The organism is Enterobacter sp. HMSC16D10, assembly GCF_001807145.1.
Lineage (GTDB): Bacteria > Pseudomonadota > Gammaproteobacteria > Enterobacterales > Enterobacteriaceae > Enterobacter > Enterobacter roggenkampii.
This window is the reverse complement of record NZ_KV787923.1, coordinates 23,427-39,361: the sequence shown is the minus strand read 5'-3', so window position 1 is coordinate 39,361 and position 15,935 is coordinate 23,427. Positions and strand designations below refer to the sequence as shown.

General features: G+C 55.5%; 15 protein-coding genes and 1 tRNA gene. 2 read left to right on the top strand and 14 right to left on the bottom strand.

Annotated features, from left to right (window positions below; genetic code table 11):
* Positions 1 to 411 precede the first annotated feature (411 nt).
* The 3 genes from HMPREF3143_RS23805 to proB all read right to left on the bottom strand — a co-directional run bounded on the left by HMPREF3143_RS23805 (position 412) and on the right by proB (position 2,967).
* Positions 412 to 487: transfer RNA gene (locus HMPREF3143_RS23805), tRNA-Thr, on the bottom strand.
* Between the two features lie 111 nt (positions 488 to 598).
* The gene (proA, locus tag HMPREF3143_RS23800) at positions 599 to 1,852 is read right to left on the bottom strand and encodes a glutamate-5-semialdehyde dehydrogenase (RefSeq protein ID WP_021242884.1); all 1,254 of its coding nucleotides are present in this window, start codon (positions 1,850 to 1,852) and stop codon (positions 599 to 601) included.
* Between the two features lie 11 nt (positions 1,853 to 1,863).
* Entirely contained in the window at positions 1,864 to 2,967 is a 1,104-nt protein-coding gene (gene proB, locus HMPREF3143_RS23795) for a glutamate 5-kinase (RefSeq protein ID WP_021242883.1), read from the bottom strand.
* 304 nt (positions 2,968 to 3,271) lie between these two features.
* Between proB and phoE the strand changes: the two genes are divergently transcribed.
* Complete coding sequence (gene phoE / locus HMPREF3143_RS23790; RefSeq protein WP_008501878.1) at positions 3,272 to 4,324, top strand: phosphoporin PhoE; 1,053 nt, start codon at positions 3,272 to 3,274, stop codon at positions 4,322 to 4,324.
* A gap of 135 nt (positions 4,325 to 4,459) precedes the next feature.
* On the opposite strand, the gene crl is transcribed toward phoE, so the two are convergent.
* The 3 genes from crl to gpt all read right to left on the bottom strand — a co-directional run bounded on the left by crl (position 4,460) and on the right by gpt (position 6,728).
* A complete protein-coding gene (gene crl, locus HMPREF3143_RS23785; protein ID WP_008500249.1) occupies positions 4,460 to 4,861 on the bottom strand; it encodes a sigma factor-binding protein Crl in 402 nt (133 codons plus the stop codon).
* Between the two features lie 57 nt (positions 4,862 to 4,918).
* Positions 4,919 to 6,163 carry an esterase FrsA gene (gene frsA, locus HMPREF3143_RS23780; protein WP_025912589.1) on the bottom strand — a complete coding sequence of 415 codons (1,245 nt, stop codon included), beginning with the start codon at positions 6,161 to 6,163 and terminating at the stop codon, positions 4,919 to 4,921.
* Positions 6,164 to 6,269: 106 nt separating this feature from the next.
* Positions 6,270 to 6,728 (bottom strand): xanthine phosphoribosyltransferase, encoded by a 459-nt coding sequence (gene gpt, locus HMPREF3143_RS23775; RefSeq protein WP_003863205.1) that lies wholly within the window; start codon positions 6,726 to 6,728, stop codon positions 6,270 to 6,272.
* A gap of 260 nt (positions 6,729 to 6,988) precedes the next feature.
* Between gpt and pepD the strand changes: the two genes are divergently transcribed.
* Positions 6,989 to 8,446, top strand: a complete 1,458-nt coding sequence (gene pepD, locus HMPREF3143_RS23770; protein ID WP_008500251.1) for a cytosol nonspecific dipeptidase — start codon at positions 6,989 to 6,991, stop codon at positions 8,444 to 8,446.
* A gap of 64 nt (positions 8,447 to 8,510) precedes the next feature.
* On the opposite strand, the gene dinB is transcribed toward pepD, so the two are convergent.
* From dinB to HMPREF3143_RS23730, 8 genes are all read right to left on the bottom strand, one after another.
* Complete coding sequence (gene dinB / locus HMPREF3143_RS23765) at positions 8,511 to 9,569, bottom strand: DNA polymerase IV (protein ID WP_023293207.1); 1,059 nt, start codon at positions 9,567 to 9,569, stop codon at positions 8,511 to 8,513.
* 108 nt (positions 9,570 to 9,677) lie between these two features.
* Positions 9,678 to 9,881 carry a (Na+)-NQR maturation NqrM gene (nqrM, locus tag HMPREF3143_RS23760; RefSeq protein WP_023615899.1) on the bottom strand — a complete coding sequence of 68 codons (204 nt, stop codon included), beginning with the start codon at positions 9,879 to 9,881 and terminating at the stop codon, positions 9,678 to 9,680.
* A complete protein-coding gene (nqrF, locus tag HMPREF3143_RS23755; RefSeq protein ID WP_008500254.1) occupies positions 9,881 to 11,104 on the bottom strand; it encodes an NADH:ubiquinone reductase (Na(+)-transporting) subunit F in 1,224 nt (407 codons plus the stop codon). Before nqrF ends, nqrM begins: the two co-directional genes overlap by 1 nt.
* A gap of 10 nt (positions 11,105 to 11,114) precedes the next feature.
* Positions 11,115 to 11,711 carry an NADH:ubiquinone reductase (Na(+)-transporting) subunit E gene (nqrE, locus tag HMPREF3143_RS23750; RefSeq protein WP_008500255.1) on the bottom strand — a complete coding sequence of 199 codons (597 nt, stop codon included), beginning with the start codon at positions 11,709 to 11,711 and terminating at the stop codon, positions 11,115 to 11,117.
* Positions 11,712 to 11,717: 6 nt separating this feature from the next.
* A complete protein-coding gene (locus tag HMPREF3143_RS23745; RefSeq protein ID WP_008500256.1) occupies positions 11,718 to 12,356 on the bottom strand; it encodes an NADH:ubiquinone reductase (Na(+)-transporting) subunit D in 639 nt (212 codons plus the stop codon).
* Positions 12,349 to 13,143: a Na(+)-translocating NADH-quinone reductase subunit C gene (locus tag HMPREF3143_RS23740; protein WP_070534380.1), complete on the bottom strand. Its 795-nt coding sequence runs from the start codon at positions 13,141 to 13,143 to the stop codon at positions 12,349 to 12,351. Before HMPREF3143_RS23740 ends, HMPREF3143_RS23745 begins: the two co-directional genes overlap by 8 nt.
* Positions 13,136 to 14,371 (bottom strand): NADH:ubiquinone reductase (Na(+)-transporting) subunit B, encoded by a 1,236-nt coding sequence (locus tag HMPREF3143_RS23735; protein ID WP_070534379.1) that lies wholly within the window; start codon positions 14,369 to 14,371, stop codon positions 13,136 to 13,138. Before HMPREF3143_RS23735 ends, HMPREF3143_RS23740 begins: the two co-directional genes overlap by 8 nt.
* A 3-nt stretch (positions 14,372 to 14,374) precedes the next feature.
* Positions 14,375 to 15,718 carry a Na(+)-translocating NADH-quinone reductase subunit A gene (locus tag HMPREF3143_RS23730; RefSeq protein ID WP_070534378.1) on the bottom strand — a complete coding sequence of 448 codons (1,344 nt, stop codon included), beginning with the start codon at positions 15,716 to 15,718 and terminating at the stop codon, positions 14,375 to 14,377.
* Positions 15,719 to 15,935: the final 217 nt, after the last annotated feature.

The following is a 15,935-nucleotide window of genomic DNA, read 5'->3' as shown; positions in this document are numbered from 1 at the left end:
ACTCCGGGCAGTAAATTTTCATCACTCGCATAGCGAAACCTCTGTTGCTTACCAGAAGAAAGGATTTTGGTTCCCCTCTATTTTGTTCTGAACGTGTAACACTGGTAGCAAGTATTAAATTGAGAGGTAACGAAAGGTAACATACTGAGTTTTTTTACCTCTGTTACAGGCCACCTCCATCAGATGGTTTATGGTTTATAGCTTTTATCTTTACCTTTAGCGGCTTCTACCTGACTGGCATTCAGCATCATCGAGGACACATTTACTAAGCCGAACATAAGATGCCCTGATTACGCCCCAATCGCATGTTGATTTCATGAGACAAGGGGTGACCTCAAACGACTAAAATAGCGTAATTTGTATGTTTTGAAGGGTTTTGTTGATGTGAATCGTCGTGAGAAAACTAGAGGATGGTGCCGATAATAGGAGTCGAACCTACGACCTTCGCATTACGAATGCGCTGCTCTACCAACTGAGCTATATCGGCCCTGAGAGGCCGGTTACGAGTGTAACCACGGGGCAAAAGGTTAGATCTATCCGGGTGATGCGTCAATGCCCTTTTGAATCAAACGGCTATTTTTGCATCACCCGTGATTATTTACGCACGAATCGTATCGTCGCCGAAGCCGATCCACTTGTACGTGGTCAGCGCTTCCAGCCCCATCGGACCGCGGGCGTGCAGTTTCTGCGTGCTGACCGCCACCTCAGCGCCGAGGCCGAACTGGCCGCCGTCGGTGAAGCGGGTGGAGGCATTCACATACACCGCAGAGGAATCCACTTCGTTCACGAAGCGATCGGCATTGCGCAGCGTACGCGTCAGGATGGCGTCAGAATGCTGCGTGCCATGCTCACGGATGTGCGCAATCGCGTCGTCAAGATCGCTCACGATTTTCACGTTCAGATCCAGTGACAGGAACTCGTCGTCGTACTGCTCCGCGTTGACGGGAACGACGTTAGCCGGGCCATCCTGCAGCAGCGAGAGCGCACTGGCGTCAGCATGCAGCGTCACGCCGCTCTCTGCCATCTGTTTGCTCAGGGCCGGCAGGAAGGTGTTCGCTATGCCCTGATGCACCAGCAGCGTTTCCACGGTGTTACAGGTGCTTGGACGCTGGGTCTTCGCGTTCACGATAATCTTCAGCGCAGGAGCAATCTCAGCGCTGTCGTCTACCACGATATGACACACGCCAATACCGCCGGTGATCACCGGAATCGTCGACTGCTCGCGGCACAGCTTGTGCAGCCCCGCGCCGCCGCGTGGGATCAGCATGTCGATGTATTTGTCCATGCGCAGCATTTCGTTGACCAGCGCGCGGTCCGGGCTCTCAATTGCCTGCACGGCACCCGCCGGTAAGCCACACTCTTCCAGCGCCTGCTGAATGACTTTCACCGTCGCGGCGTTGGTGCGCCAGGTCTCTTTCCCACCGCGCAGAATGGCGGCGTTGCCGGTTTTCAGGCACAGGGAGGCGACATCTACCGTCACGTTTGGACGGGCTTCATAAATAACGCCGATAACGCCGAGCGGCACGCGACGGCGCTCCAGGCGCAAACCGCTGTCCAGCAGCCCACCGTCAATCACCTGCCCTACCGGATCGGCCAGATTGCAGACCTGACGAACATCGTCGGCGATGCCTTTCAGGCGGGCCGGGGTCAATGCCAGGCGGTCGAGCATCGCTTCGCTCAGACCGTTGCGACGCGCTTCCAGTAAATCCTGCTCGTTGGCGAGCAAAATCTCCTGGGACTGAGATTCCAGATAATCAGCGATTTTTTCCAGCACGCGGTTTTTCTCGCGGCTGGAAAGGAGCGCCAGTTTGTAAGAGGCGGCCTTCGCGGCGGCGCCCATTTGTTCCAGCATGTTCTGGCTCCTTAACGAATAATCATGTCATCGCGATGCACGGCAACCGGGCCATATTCATAGCCCAGAATGGCGTCGATCTGCTGCGAATGGTGACCCGCGATGCGGCGCAGGGCATCGCTGTTATAGCGGCTTACGCCGTGGGCGATGTCGCGGCCTTCGAGGTTACGGATGCGGATCACTTCACCACGGGAGAAGTTGCCTGTCACGCTTTTAATTCCTTTAGGAAGTAATGAACTTCCCCGTTCCAGAATCGCGGCGGTCGCCCCTTCATCAACGACGAGTTCGCCCGCAGGCGGCGCGCCAAATATCCAGCGTTTACGGTTTTCCAGCGGAGATTCCTGGGCGTGGAAGCGGGTGCCAACGGAGATGCCTTCCATCACGTCGCCAATCACGCCAGGGCGGCTGCCCGCGGCAATGATGGTGTCGATACCGGCGCGGCACGCCACGTCGGCGGCCTGCAGCTTGGTCCCCATGCCGCCCGTTCCGAGGCCGGACACGCTGTCACCGGCGATGGCGCGCAGCGCATCGTCGATGCCGTGAACGTCGGTAATCAGCTCAGCTTCCGGGTTAGCGCGCGGATCGGCGGTGAACAACCCCTGCTGATCGGTCAGAAGCAGTAATTTATCGGCGCCAGCCAGAATGGCGGCCAGCGCAGAGAGGTTATCGTTATCACCCACTTTGATTTCAGCGGTAGCAACGGCATCATTCTCGTTAATGACCGGAACGATATTGTTGTCCAGCAGCGCGCGCAGGGTATCGCGGGCGTTCAGGAAGCGCTCTCTGTCTTCCATATCCGCACGCGTCAGCAGCATCTGTCCGACGTGGATGCCATAGATAGAGAACAGCTGTTCCCAGAGTTGAATGAGTCGGCTTTGTCCCACGGCGGCCAGCAGCTGTTTAGAGGCGATCGTCGCGGGGAGTTCGGGGTAACCCAGGTGTTCACGCCCGGCGGCAATCGCCCCGGAGGTCACAATTACAATACGATGCCCTGCGGCATGTAACTGAGCGCACTGACGTACAAGCTCAACAATGTGGGCGCGATTTAGGCGGCGCGATCCGCCTGTTAAAACACTGGTACCGAGTTTTACCACCAGCGTCTGGCTGTCACTCATGATTCTCTGCCGTTCAACGATAAGGGAAAGTAATGTCGAACGAACGTTTTAGCAGGAGTCAGCCCCGTTGCCAACTGCCTTAGCACATCGCGAAACACTTTGTTGCGCGGGATCAGGAAGCGTAGCGGGAGAATTTGACACTTTTATTACCGAAATAATAAATCACAGTTTTTTAAAATTATTCTTAGTTTGTCATAAAAGTTTCATTCCAGAACGATAAAACCCTTCCTGTTTTTTCACGGGACTTAAGCATGAGCTTATTGTCCAGCGAATTTTTTAGCGCGTTTATAAGACAGGATCGAAAATGAAAAAGAGCACTCTGGCATTAATGGTTATGGGCGTAGTGGCTTCTGCATCCGTTCACGCAGCTGAAGTTTATAATAAAGATGGTAATAAGCTGGACGTGTACGGCAAAGTGAAAGCCATGCACTACATCAGCGATGATGCCACCAAAGATGGCGATCAGACTTACGTTCGTTTCGGTTTTAAAGGCGAAACCCAGATTAACGATCAGCTGACGGGCTATGGTCGTTGGGAATCTGAATTTGCGGGTAACAAAGCCGAGAGCGACTCCTCTCAGAAAACCCGTCTGGCGTTCGCAGGCCTGAAGCTGAAAAACTTTGGCTCTCTGGATTACGGTCGTAACCTGGGTGCGCTGTATGACGTCGAAGCATGGACCGACATGTTCCCTGAGTTCGGCGGCGACTCTTCCGCGCAGACCGATAACTTCATGACCAAGCGTGCGACCGGTCTTGCCACCTACCGCAACACCGACTTCTTCGGCGCGGTTGACGGCCTGGACATGACCCTGCAGTACCAGGGTAAAAACGAAAACCGTGACGCCAAGAAGCAGAACGGTGACGGTTTTGGTACCTCTCTGAGCTATGACTTCGGCGGCAGCGATTTTGCCGTCAGCGGTGCTTACACTAACTCTGACCGCACCAACGCGCAGAACCTGCTGGCGCGTGGTCAGGGGCAGAAAGCCGAAGCCTGGGCTACCGGTCTGAAATATGACGCGAACGATATTTATCTGGCAGCGATGTATTCAGAAACCCGCAACATGACGCCAATTTCTGGCGGATTTGCCAATAAGGCACAGAACTTTGAAGTCGTTGCACAATATCAGTTCGACTTCGGTCTGCGTCCTTCCCTGGGTTATGTCCAGTCTAAAGGCAAAGATATCGAAGGTATTGGTGACGAAGATCTGGTGAAATATATTGACGTTGGCGCGACCTATTACTTCAACAAAAATATGTCCGCGTTTGTTGATTATAAAATTAACCAGATTGACGACGATAATAAACTGGGCGTGAGCAGCGATGATATCGTTGCCCTGGGTATGACCTACCAGTTCTAAGATTATCCGAATAAGAAAATCCCGGCAGATAAGCCGGGAGTATTTTGCCCGGTGGCGCTGCGCTTACCGGGCCTACGGGATAGTGCATTTTGTAGACCGGGTAAGGCGAAGCCGCCACCCGGCGCTGTGACGCTATCAGGCGGTCAGCTTCACCGCTTCGCTGGAAAAATCATCCGCTGGCTCGAACTTAAGGTCCAGGGTGGCCAGCAGTGCGCTCGCTTTGTCGTGAAACTCTTTCAGGGTATATTCCAGGCGATCGATCACTTCCTGATCTTTAATGGTGGTGGCCTGCCAGTTACCGTCTTTATTAAACAGGCCAAACTGGTAGCTATACGTAAAGCGTTTTTCCTCTGCTTCCATTTCCATCCACCAGCCCCAGAATTCACGTTTTTCGGGTGCAGGCTTCACGTTGACGCATACAGCCAGGCAGTCGAAAAAAAAGCGATTCTCTTCACACTGCTCTTCTCGAATATACGGGCCAAGAGCCATGAACTTCTTAATCAATCTACTTTTCGGGTGTCCACTCGGTAACGTCATTGCGATCTCCTTTTGTGAAGCCACTGTTTTACCAAACCAGCGAAATTTAGCAATCTATTAACACAATCTCTGAGCGATCCAGCGCGTAATCTCCTTCAGAGCTTTATCGAAATTCTGATAGACCGGGCTGAACGGCACCTCAAGCAATTTGCCATCCGCAGATGACGACGTGATTAAGCGCGACTCTTCTTCCGGACTGAACGGATCGTTTTTCCAGAAACCCGACAGCATCGGCGTCGGGCAGCGACGTCCCAGCAACCCTTGCGTTTTTAACGAGTAGCGATTGAGCTCAACGCGCAGCGCTTCGTCTGATGCATCATGCATGCCAAGACGGCTGGCCAGCACATCAAGGTACATTTCGGGCACGCTCCCCTGGCGTGCGGGATCGCTGAGCAGAGCATGAACGACCGGTCCAAGGCAGGCGACAGCTTTCAGGCGGGAGGATTCAAGGTAAGCCAGACGCACCGCGACGTTTGCGCCAAAGCGGAAGCCGAATGCCGCCACGCGGGTGTGGTCAACCCACGGAATGTTTTCCAGCGCTTTTAGCGCATGCTGGTGCAGCAGGCTGGAATCCTGAGTCAGTTTCCATTTGGAGGAGAAGCCAATTGAGGGCATATCCAGCGTCAGCATCGCGATCCCTTTTGGTGCGAAGTAGCGCTCATACAGGCTGTAATAGTCAATTTGCAGAGAGTCCAGCCCGCCGCACATCAGCACGGTCGGGAACGGGCCTTCACCTTCGGGCATATGCAGGAACCCGGTAATGGGCGCCCCGCCCGGAACAGCGAACTCAAGCTCGCGCATCTGGCCCGGCAGGCGTTGAGCCGCCTCTTCGTAGGCGCGATTCGCCAGCGCCTGCGCCTGTTCAGCCAGCTCATCGCCTTTCAGATGTGGATACGCGGCAATGGCATAGAGGTTGGCCGCATGCAGCCAGTGTTTGCCGCTGCGCGTGGCATCCTCTTCCTGGCTGGCTTTTTGCTGCCAGAGCATCGCCTGTTTAGACCACTCGTAGATCCAGTTTCCGCCACGGTAGCCCACCACCGTATCATAGAGTTCGCTGTCGGTACGCTCGGCTTCACTCATCACGATACGTGCCTGCACATCAAGGATTTCACGGGGGTCGATACCGCGCCAGATCCACATCAGGCGGTTAATCATGCGATACCAATGAGGCACGTTTTTACCGTCTAACGCAGACTGGACGGCAGGCTGAGTACCCGGATTGAAGCGACGCACCAGCGTCGACGTTTCAGGGTGTTTGAAACGGGGTTTGAAGAGAGTCTCGGTGAGATTCGCCTGCGTCATTGCATTGCCTCCATGAATACGTCGTATAGAGACTATTGTAACGCGCGCCAGACTAAAAAAAACAACGCCCGGCATCACCGGGCGTTAAATTAATTGCGGAACGTGATTAACGACCCGAGATTGGCGGTACGAAGACCACGCCCATATCCCATGGTTGTTCAATCCAGGTATCCTGCGGAATATCAATCACGTAATCGTCAACCAGCGGGCGGCCAGCAGGCTTCGCGAAGATAGTGACGAAATGTGCTTTCGGATACATTTCACGGATAGCCACCGCGGTACCGCCGGTATCCACCAGGTCATCAATAACGATGAAGCCTTCACCGTCGCCTTCCGCGCGTTTCAGCACTTTCAGCTCGCGCTGGTTGTCATGGTCATAGCTGGAGATGCAAACGGTATCGACATGACGAATACCCAGCTCACGTGCCAGCAGCGCCCCCGGTACCAGACCGCCACGGCTGACGGCAATAATGCCTTTCCACTGTTCGGAAGGCATCAGACGCGCAGCCAGTTTGCGTGCGTGAATCTGCAACATGTCCCAGGTGACGACGTATTTTTCGCTCATGTGAAGTGTCCCAGCCTGTTTTTATACGGCTTAAAAAGTGTTCGAGGGGGAAATAGGTTGCGCGAGATTATAGAGATCTGACGCACTAAAAACCAGTGTTTAGCGCCCTCTGCCTGAGTTTTTACATGCTTTATGCTACCAGCCAGCAGAGAAAGTGGTATTCTCAGTTTCATCTCGCAAGCCTGACTTGTGGTAACTATTAACCTGCTAACCCTGTGACCTGCAACCCTGTTTGCAGCGCCTCGACAAGGAGACTTATCGTGTCTGAACTGTCTCAACTATCTCCGCAGCCGCTGTGGGATATTTTTGCCAAAATCTGCTCCATTCCACACCCTTCCTACCATGAAGAACAGCTTGCCGAACATATTATGGGTTGGGCGAAGGAAAAAGGTCTGCATGCGGAACGTGACCAGGTTGGCAACATTCTGATCCGCAAACCCGCCACCGCAGGCATGGAAAACCGTAAACCGGTTGTGCTGCAGGCGCACCTGGACATGGTGCCACAGAAGAACAACGACACCGTTCACGACTTCACCAAAGACCCGATTCAGCCGTACATCGACGGCGACTGGGTGAAAGCGCGCGGCACCACCCTGGGTGCGGATAACGGCATCGGTATGGCCTCTGCGCTGGCCGTGTTGGCTGACGACAGCGTTGAGCACGGTCCACTGGAAGTGCTGCTGACCATGACCGAAGAAGCGGGCATGGACGGGGCGTTCGGTCTGCAGGCGAACTGGCTGCAGGCGGATATCCTGATCAACACCGACTCCGAAGAAGAAGGCGAGATCTACATGGGCTGCGCGGGCGGGATTGATTTCATCTCTACCCTGCCGCTGTCACGCGAAGCGATTCCTGCCGGTTTCCAGACCTTCAAGCTGACGCTGAAAGGGCTGAAAGGCGGCCACTCCGGCGGTGATATTCATCTGGGTCTGGGTAACGCCAACAAGCTGCTGGCACGCTTCCTGGCAGGCCATGCGGCCGAGCTGGATCTGCGTCTGGTAGACTTCAACGGCGGTACCCTGCGCAACGCGATCCCGCGCGAAGCCTTCGCCACCGTAGCGGTTCCAGCGGCAAAAGCCGACGAGCTGAAAAAACTCTCCACCGTGTACCTGGATATCCTGAAAAACGAACTGTCGGCGAAAGAGAAGAACCTGACCGTGGTGCTAGAATCTGTTTCTACAGATAAAGCCGCGCTGACCGTGCAGTCTCGTGACACCTTCGTTCAGCTGCTGAACGCGACGCCAAACGGCGTCATCCGCAACTCTGACGTGGCGAAAGGCGTAGTGGAAACCTCACTGAACGTGGGCGTGGTGACCATGAGCGACGACAGCGCGGAGATCATCTGCCTGATCCGCTCCCTTATCGACAGCGGTAAAGAGTATGTGGTGAGCATGCTGGAATCTCTGGGTACGCTGGCGGGCGCAAAAACCTCCGCCAAAGGCAGCTACCCGGGCTGGCAGCCGGATGCGAGCTCTCCGGTGATGGCACTGGTGCGTGAAACCTACCAGCGTCTGTTCAACAGCACGCCGAACATTCAGGTGATCCACGCGGGTCTGGAATGCGGTCTGTTCAAGAAACCGTATCCGAATATGGACATGGTATCTATCGGGCCAACCATTACCGGTCCGCACTCGCCGGATGAGCAGGTTCATATCGAAAGCGTTGGCCATTACTGGACGCTGCTGACTGAACTGCTTAAGGCGATCCCAGTTAAGTAATACCCTCTCCCACAGCGAGAGGGTGAAAAACCCAGGCCCGGTAAGCGTAGCGCACCGGGCTTTTTTACAATCCTAATACCAGCTGTCGCTCTAACTGCGGATCCAGCAGCGTGACGTGCAATCCCACCAGCCTCACCCCTCGCCCGCCCCGGCGTTCTTCCCATGCCTTTTTTGCCGTCGCGATAAGATCGTCTTTGTTCAGACGCGGCCAGACGTGTTCCTGCGTGGTCTGCTGAAAATCGTTGAATTTGAGCTTGATGCCCTGACGGGCAATCAGCAGGTCCGGTTTTAGCTTGCTTAAGCGTCGTTCCAGCTCAGGATAAAGCTGTTCCGTGATAATGGTTTCGCATTCGGACCAGTCATGAATATCTTCAATGAGGGTTCGCTCGACGCCGACGGATTTCCGCAGCCGTTCGCTGTTCACATCGCGATCGTCAATCCCCTGGCTGCGCTCCCACAGCACGCGGCCAAACTTCCCGAAGCGCTTGAGCAGCATGGCGAGGTCGCTTCGCTGCACGTCTTCGCAGGTGCGTAACCCCATGCTTTCCAGCTTTGCGGCGGAGACTTTCCCGACGCCGGGGATTTTGCCAAGCGGCAGCGTTTTTAAAAATGCAGGCACCTCTTCCGGCGTAATGACGTACTGGCCGTTGGGCTTATTTAAATCCGAAGCGATTTTGGCAAGGAATTTAACGGGCGCGACCCCCGCAGATGCCGTCAGATTCAGCTCGTTGAAAATCGTCTGGCGGATCTCCTGCGCCATCAGCGTGGCGGAGCCGTGGCAATGCACGCTGTCGGTCACATCGAGATAGGCTTCGTCCAGCGACAGCGGTTCTATCAAAGAGGTATAGCGGGAGAAGATTTCCCGAATATGAAGGGAAGCCTCTTTATAGGCGTCGAACCGCCCGGGCAGAAGCGTGAGATGAGGGCAAAGCTTTAAGGCCATCGCCGTCGGCATGGCGCTACGCACGCCAAATTTGCGCGCAGGGTAGTTGGCGGTGCTGATAACGCCACGCTGAACGCGGCTGCCGCCAATGGCGATGGGAATATCCCGCAGCGCCGGGTTGTCTCGCATCTCCACTGCGGCAAAAAAGCAGTCCATATCAACATGGATTATTTTGCGCATAGTAAGCCCTCACTCATCACTGGATAAGTATACAGTAAACAAATGAGGATTGAGAAGTAGTTGTAAGAATGCCGGGTGGCGGCTTTGCCTTACCCGGCCTACAAAAACTTAAATAATGCGCTGCTGCTCGCGCGCCATGCGTTTTTTGCGGGCGTCGCACGGTTCCGGGCAGTCGCAGACTTTCTCCATACCTATGGAGGAAATACCGCCGCAGCTGCCCTGAATGCTTTTCCGCTTAACGATCCAGCCTAACGACATGCCAAAGATGACAAGTACAAAAACCACAAAGGTTGCCAGAAACGTCAGCATCATCAGCCTCCAAAGTCATCGAGCATGATGTTCTCATCTTCGACGCCGAGATCTTTCAGCATCTTAATCACGGCGGCGTTCATCATCGGCGGACCACACATATAGAACTCGCAGTCCTCAGGAGCCGGGTGCTGCTTGAGGTAGTTTTCATACAGCACGTTGTGGATGAACCCCGTATAGCCCGTCCAGTTATCTTCCGGCTGCGGATCGGAGAGCGCCACGTGGAAGGTAAAGTTCGGGTTTTCACGCGCCAGCTGTTCAAATTCATCATCGTAGAACATCTCACGCAGCGAACGCGCCCCGTACCAGAAGCTGATTTTACGCTTGCTGCCGAGCCGCTTGAGCTGGTCAAAGATGTGCGAGCGCATCGGGGCCATGCCGGCACCGCCGCCGATAAAGACCATTTCCGCGTCGGTATCTTTCGCGAAGAACTCCCCGAACGGGCCGGAGATGGTCACCTTATCGCCCGGCTTCAGGGACCAGATGTATGATGACATCACGCCCGGCGGCGCATCCGGCACATTTGGTGGCGGCGTGGCGATACGCACGTTGAGCATGATAATGCCCTTCTCTTCCGGGTAGTTGGCCATCGAGTAGGCGCGCAGCGTCGGCTCTTTCACCTCAGATACAAAGCGGAAGAGATTGAATTTGTCCCAGTCGGCGCGGTACGCCTGCGGAACGTCAAAGTCCGCATACGCCACGGTATGCTCAGGGCACTCAATCTGAATGTATCCTCCGGCGCGGAACGGGACATCTTCCCCTTCCGGTACCCGCAGCTTCAGCTCTTTGATAAAGGTAGCTTTGTTATCATTAGAGATAACTTCACATTCCCATTTTTTGACGCCGAAAATCTCTTCCGGCAGTTCAATCTTCATGTTCTGACGCACTGCGACCTGACAGGCCAGACGGCAGCCCTCTTTTGCCTCACGCTTTGTGATATGCGACAGCTCGGTGGGCAGAATATCGCCGCCACCCTCTTTTACCGTCACGCGGCACTGCCCGCAGGAGCCGCCGCCGCCGCAGGCCGAGGAGACAAAAATACCGTTACCGGACAGCGTGTTGAGCAGCTTATCTCCCGCAGGGGTGCGGATCTGATTCTGCGGATCGTCGTTTATATCAATCACCACGTCGCCGGAATTCACCAGCTTCGCGCGCGCCGCCAGAATGAGCCCTGACAGCACCAGTACAATCAGCGTGAACATCACCACGCCAAGAATAATTTCCATCTGTTAGCCCTTATAGCTGCACACCGGAGAAGGACATGAAGCCCAGCGCCATCAGCCCGGTGGTGATAAAGGTGATCCCTAAGCCACGCAGGCCTGCAGGCACGTTGGCATATTTCATTTTTTCGCGGATCCCCGCCATGGTGACAATCGCCAGCATCCAGCCGATGCCGGAGCCGAAACCGTACACCACGGATTCACTGAAGTTGTAATCACGCTGAACCATAAACGAGACGCCGCCGAAGATGGCGCAGTTCACCGCGATCAGCGGCAGGAAGATCCCCAGCGCGTTGTACAGCGACGGGAAGTACTTATCGAGGATCATCTCCAGGATTTGCACCAGCGCGGCAATCACGCCAATAAAGGTGATGAAGTTCAGGAAGCTGAGGTCAACCCCTTCCACCAGCGCGCCGTCCCGCAGCACAAAGTTGTAGACCAGATTGTTAATCGGTACAGATAAGCCAAGCACCACGGTGACCGCGATACCCAGCCCAAATGCCGTCGACACTTTTTTGGACACCGCAAGGAACGTACACATGCCGAGGAAAAACGCGAGCGCCATGTTTTCAACAAACACCGCGCGCACAAACAAACTCAGGTAATGAGCCATCGTCGGTTACTCCTTTTCCTGCTGTTCTGGTCTCAAGGTACGAATCAGCCAGATCAACAAACCGATAATGAAAAATGCGCTGGGAGCCAGCAGGAATAGGCCGTTTGGCAGATACCATCCACCGTTTTGCACCGTGTCCAGCACCGTGATGCCAAACAGCTTACCGCTGCCAATGAGTTCACGCAGGAAGCCAACGGTCAGCAGGATCACACCGTAGCCGAGGCCGTTACCGATACCGTCCATAAAACTCGCCAGCGGCGGCATTTTCATGGCGTAGGCTTCCGCACGCCCCATCACAATACAGTTGGTGATGATCAGCCCGACAAACACCGAGAGCTGTTTGGAGGTTTCATAGGCGAAGGCGCGCAGCAGCTGATCGACCACGATCACCAGCGAGGCGATGATCGCCATCTGCACGATGATCCTCACGCTGTTGGGAATGTGGTGGCGGATCATCGAGATAAACATGCTCGAAAATGCCGTGACCAGCGTGACCGCCAGCGTCATCACCACCGCCGTTTCCAGCTTGGTCGTCACCGCCAGGGCTGAACAGACGCCCAGCACCTGCAGCGTGATCGGGTTATTGGCCAGCAGTGGGCCAATGAGCACCTTTTTGACTTCTTTCAGTTCACCGGTATCAGCCATTGTTCAGCGCTCCTTCACGTACGTTTTTCAGGAGAGGACCAAAACCCAGCTCGCCCATCCAGAAATCAAAACTGTGCTGCACGCCTTTGGAGGTGAGCGTGGCGCCGGACAGCCCGTCGACGGCGTAGTCGTCACCGGGACGTGCCGCCCCTTTCATCACCTTCAGCGCAGGCAGACCGTTATCGTCGAGCACTTTCTTACCGATAAACTGTGCCCGCCAGTTCGGGTTTTCTACTTCGCCACCCAGCCCCGGCGTTTCGCCCTGGTCGTAATACGTAATGCCTTTTACGGTACGGCCATCCGTATCAAGCGCCACAAAGGCATACATCATTGACCACAGGCCGTTGCCGTAGACAGGAAGCACCACTTCCTGAATGCGTTTTTGGGGGTCACGCACCAGATAAATTTCGGCGAGATTGCTGCGGCGCTTAATCCCGGCGGGATCTTGCGATGCCTCGAGCGTCAGGCTCATCTGCGGATCTTTCAGCGCCAGCGCCTGGTTATACTTCGCCGGATCTTTATCCAGCAGCTGGCCTGTTTTCAAATCCACCAGACGCGGTGAAATACGCTCCGCAAATACCGCCGAGACGTCGTCTGCACTCATCCCTTCCTGCATCAACCCGGCCACGGCCAGTATGTTGCGCTGTTTATCCAGCGCACGTTGCGCCTGCTGCAGGGGTTTTAACCCCACGGCAGAGCCGGCCACGACAATCGAACAGACCAGACAGAGCACCAGCACCACCAGCAGCGTTTTGCTGATACTGTCGTTATTTTTAACTTCAGCCACGCGCCTTCCTCCGCTTAATGTTGGCCCGCACCACCAGGTAATCGAAGAGTGGCGCAAACAGGTTGGCAAAAAGAATGGCCAGCATCATTCCTTCCGGGTACGCCGGGTTGACCACGCGGATCAGGACACACATCGCGCCAATGAGCACGCCATAGCTCCATTTACCTTTGTCCGTAAACGAGGCTGAGACGGGGTCGGTTGCCATGAACATCATGCCAAACGCGAAGCCACCCAGTACCAGATGCCAGTACCAGGGCATGGAGAACATTGGGTTGGTGGTCGAACCGATAACGTTGAACATCGTGGCGGTCAGCACCATGCCGATCATCACGCCCGCCACAATTCGCCAGGAGGCCACGCGCCCAAACAGGATGATTGCTCCACCAATCAAAATCATCAGCGTTGAAACTTCACCAATGGAACCCGGAATGTTGCCAATAAAGGCATCAAACCAGGTCACAGGCTGACCCGTCACGTTGTTCACCAGCGTTTCGCCGCCGTGTGCCGCCCACTGTGAAAGCGGCGTCGCGCCGGAAAAACCGTCTGCCGCCGTCCAGACCAGGTCGCCGGAGATTTGCGCCGGATAGGCAAAGAAGAGGAACGCACGCCCCGCCAGCGCCGGGTTAAGGAAGTTCCGCCCGGTGCCGCCGAAGATCTCTTTGGCAATGACCACGCCAAAGCTGATGCCCAGCGCTGACTGCCAGAGCGGTAGCGTCGGGGGGACAATCAGGGCAAACAGAATAGAGGTCACGAAGAAGCCTTCGTTGATCTCATGTTTACGGATGATGGCAAACAGCACTTCCCAGAAGCCGCCCACGATAAAGACCGTGATGTAAATCGGCAGGAAGAACACCGCCCCCAGCGTCATCATGCTCACCCAGCCCGCGTCTGGCGCAAAGCTCACCCCTAACGACTGGGCCAGGCGGTAGTGCCAGTCAGACTGAAGCACCTGCGTCAGCTGCTGCGCATCGTACATGTGGTGCAGCGCCGGAATGGTCTGCAGACCGACGTTGTACATCCCCCAGAACATCGCCGGGAAGACCGCAAACCACACCAGGATCATCATCCGCTTAAGGTCGATGGCGTCACGGACGTGCGCCGCTCCTTTCGTCACCAGCCCCGGCGTGTAGAAAATGGTCGCCGTGGCTTCATACAGCGGGTAGTACTTTTTGAGCTTCCCTTCGGTAAAGTGCGGCTCAATTTTTTCAAAGAGGTGTTTTAAGCCCATCGGTTATCCTTCCTGCTCAATGCGGGTTAACACCTCGCGCAATACCGGTCCATATTCGTATTTTCCCGGACAGACATAGGTACAGAGCGCCAGATCTTCTTCGTCCAGTTCCAGACAGCCCAGCGCCTGCGCGCTGTCGGTATCGCCGGCGAGCAGATCGCGCAACAGCATGGTCGGCAGAATATCCAGCGGCATGACGCGCTCGTAGTTGCCAATCGGGACCATAGCGCGCTCGCCGCCGTGCGTACTGGTCGAAAAGCTAAACAGCTTATTACGCAGGAAGTGCCCCAGCGTGGTACGGGTGACGGAGTATTTTTCCGCACCGGGCAGCACCCAGCCGAACAGCTCTTTCTCGCGGCCTTCCTGCACAATGCTGACCTGCAAATGGAAACGTCCCAGATAGGCGTGCGCCTGCACGGCATGGCGGCCACTGAGGACCGAACCGGAAATCAGCCGGTTTTCGCCTGCTTTGGTTTCTTCGTTCAGCAGTTCATTGATATCCGCGCCAATCAGCGTCTTCACCAGACGCGGGTTTGCAGCCTGCGGCCCACCGATGGCGATGATGCGTTCCGCGCACAGCTCTCCTGAGGTGAAGAGCGTACCGATGGCGATGACGTCCTGATAATTAAGATGCCAGACCTGTTTCGTCAGGCTCACCGGCTCAAGGAAATGGATGTGCGTCCCGACCAGACCCGCCGGATGCGGGCCAGCAAACTCATTAAACGTGACCTGCCCCTGAGGATGACCGCCAAGCTTGCCGCCACCGGCCTGGCAAACGTGGACTTTTCCCGACGTCAGACGGGTTAAAACGGTAAGCCCGGAATCAAAGGCTTTGCGCTGTGCCAGGATAACCGGCTGCGGATCCACGCTGAGCGGGTTGGTATCCATTGCTGTGACGAAAATCGCGGCCGGTTCCGTGCCGGGAACCGGGGATTTACTGAAGGGACGCGTGCGAAGCGCGGTCCATAAGCCGGACGCCAGAAGCTGAGCCTGAACAGCGTCACGGCTCAGCGACGCGAGGTCTGCGGCATCGTAACGGGCGAATTCACGCTGTTCATCGCCTTCAATGCGGATCACCACCGACTGCAGAACGCGCCGTTCGCCACGGTTGATCGCCACAACGGTGCCGCTCGCGGGGGCTGTAAACATCACGCCGGGATTTTTTTTGTCCTCAAAGAGTGCCTGGCCTTTGATCACGCGATCGCCTTCCTGTACCAACATCGAAGGACGCATTCCCAGGTAGTCGTCGCCCACAATGGCGACATGACGGACACTTGCGCCTGTCGAAACGTGCTGCGCGGGCACGCCTGCAATCGGCAGATCAAGTCCTTTTTTGATTTTAAACATGTGGTTAGCAGGTTTCCATGAACAACAATCCAGTGGCCGCGAAGTGTAACATTTTCCCCTTCTCGCGGGCAGCGAATCCGCCGTCGCGCGCGCCAAATTGCGAGCTAATGCGCAAAGTTCCTGGAGCCATCGCGATTTTGATGGTTTATAAAGTAAAACTAATTTGTAAACTCACCGCCCGGCTCTTGCGAAAATCTATAGCGGTGCTAATGTGAGC

What these genes read in the sequence shown, in the direction of transcription:
- HMPREF3143_RS23730 (WP_070534378.1), bottom strand. Translation starts at nt 15,718, where the DNA reads ATGTTTAAAATCAAAAAAGGACTTGATCTGCCGATTGCAGGCGTGCCC.
- gpt (WP_003863205.1), bottom strand. Translation starts at nt 6,728, where the DNA reads ATGAGCGAAAAATACGTCGTCACCTGGGACATGTTGCAGATTCACGCA.
- frsA (WP_025912589.1), bottom strand. Translation starts at nt 6,163, where the DNA reads ATGACGCAGGCGAATCTCACCGAGACTCTCTTCAAACCCCGTTTCAAA.
- crl (WP_008500249.1), bottom strand. Translation starts at nt 4,861, where the DNA reads ATGACGTTACCGAGTGGACACCCGAAAAGTAGATTGATTAAGAAGTTC.
- HMPREF3143_RS23745 (WP_008500256.1), bottom strand. Translation starts at nt 12,356, where the DNA reads ATGGCTGATACCGGTGAACTGAAAGAAGTCAAAAAGGTGCTCATTGGC.
- proA (WP_021242884.1), bottom strand. Translation starts at nt 1,852, where the DNA reads ATGCTGGAACAAATGGGCGCCGCCGCGAAGGCCGCCTCTTACAAACTG.
- nqrF (WP_008500254.1), bottom strand. Translation starts at nt 11,104, where the DNA reads ATGGAAATTATTCTTGGCGTGGTGATGTTCACGCTGATTGTACTGGTG.
- proB (WP_021242883.1), bottom strand. Translation starts at nt 2,967, where the DNA reads ATGAGTGACAGCCAGACGCTGGTGGTAAAACTCGGTACCAGTGTTTTA.
- nqrE (WP_008500255.1), bottom strand. Translation starts at nt 11,711, where the DNA reads ATGGCTCATTACCTGAGTTTGTTTGTGCGCGCGGTGTTTGTTGAAAAC.
- nqrM (WP_023615899.1), bottom strand. Translation starts at nt 9,881, where the DNA reads ATGATGCTGACGTTTCTGGCAACCTTTGTGGTTTTTGTACTTGTCATC.
- dinB (WP_023293207.1), bottom strand. Translation starts at nt 9,569, where the DNA reads ATGCGCAAAATAATCCATGTTGATATGGACTGCTTTTTTGCCGCAGTG.
- HMPREF3143_RS23735 (WP_070534379.1), bottom strand. Translation starts at nt 14,371, where the DNA reads ATGGGCTTAAAACACCTCTTTGAAAAAATTGAGCCGCACTTTACCGAA.
- phoE (WP_008501878.1), top strand. Translation starts at nt 3,272, where the DNA reads ATGAAAAAGAGCACTCTGGCATTAATGGTTATGGGCGTAGTGGCTTCT.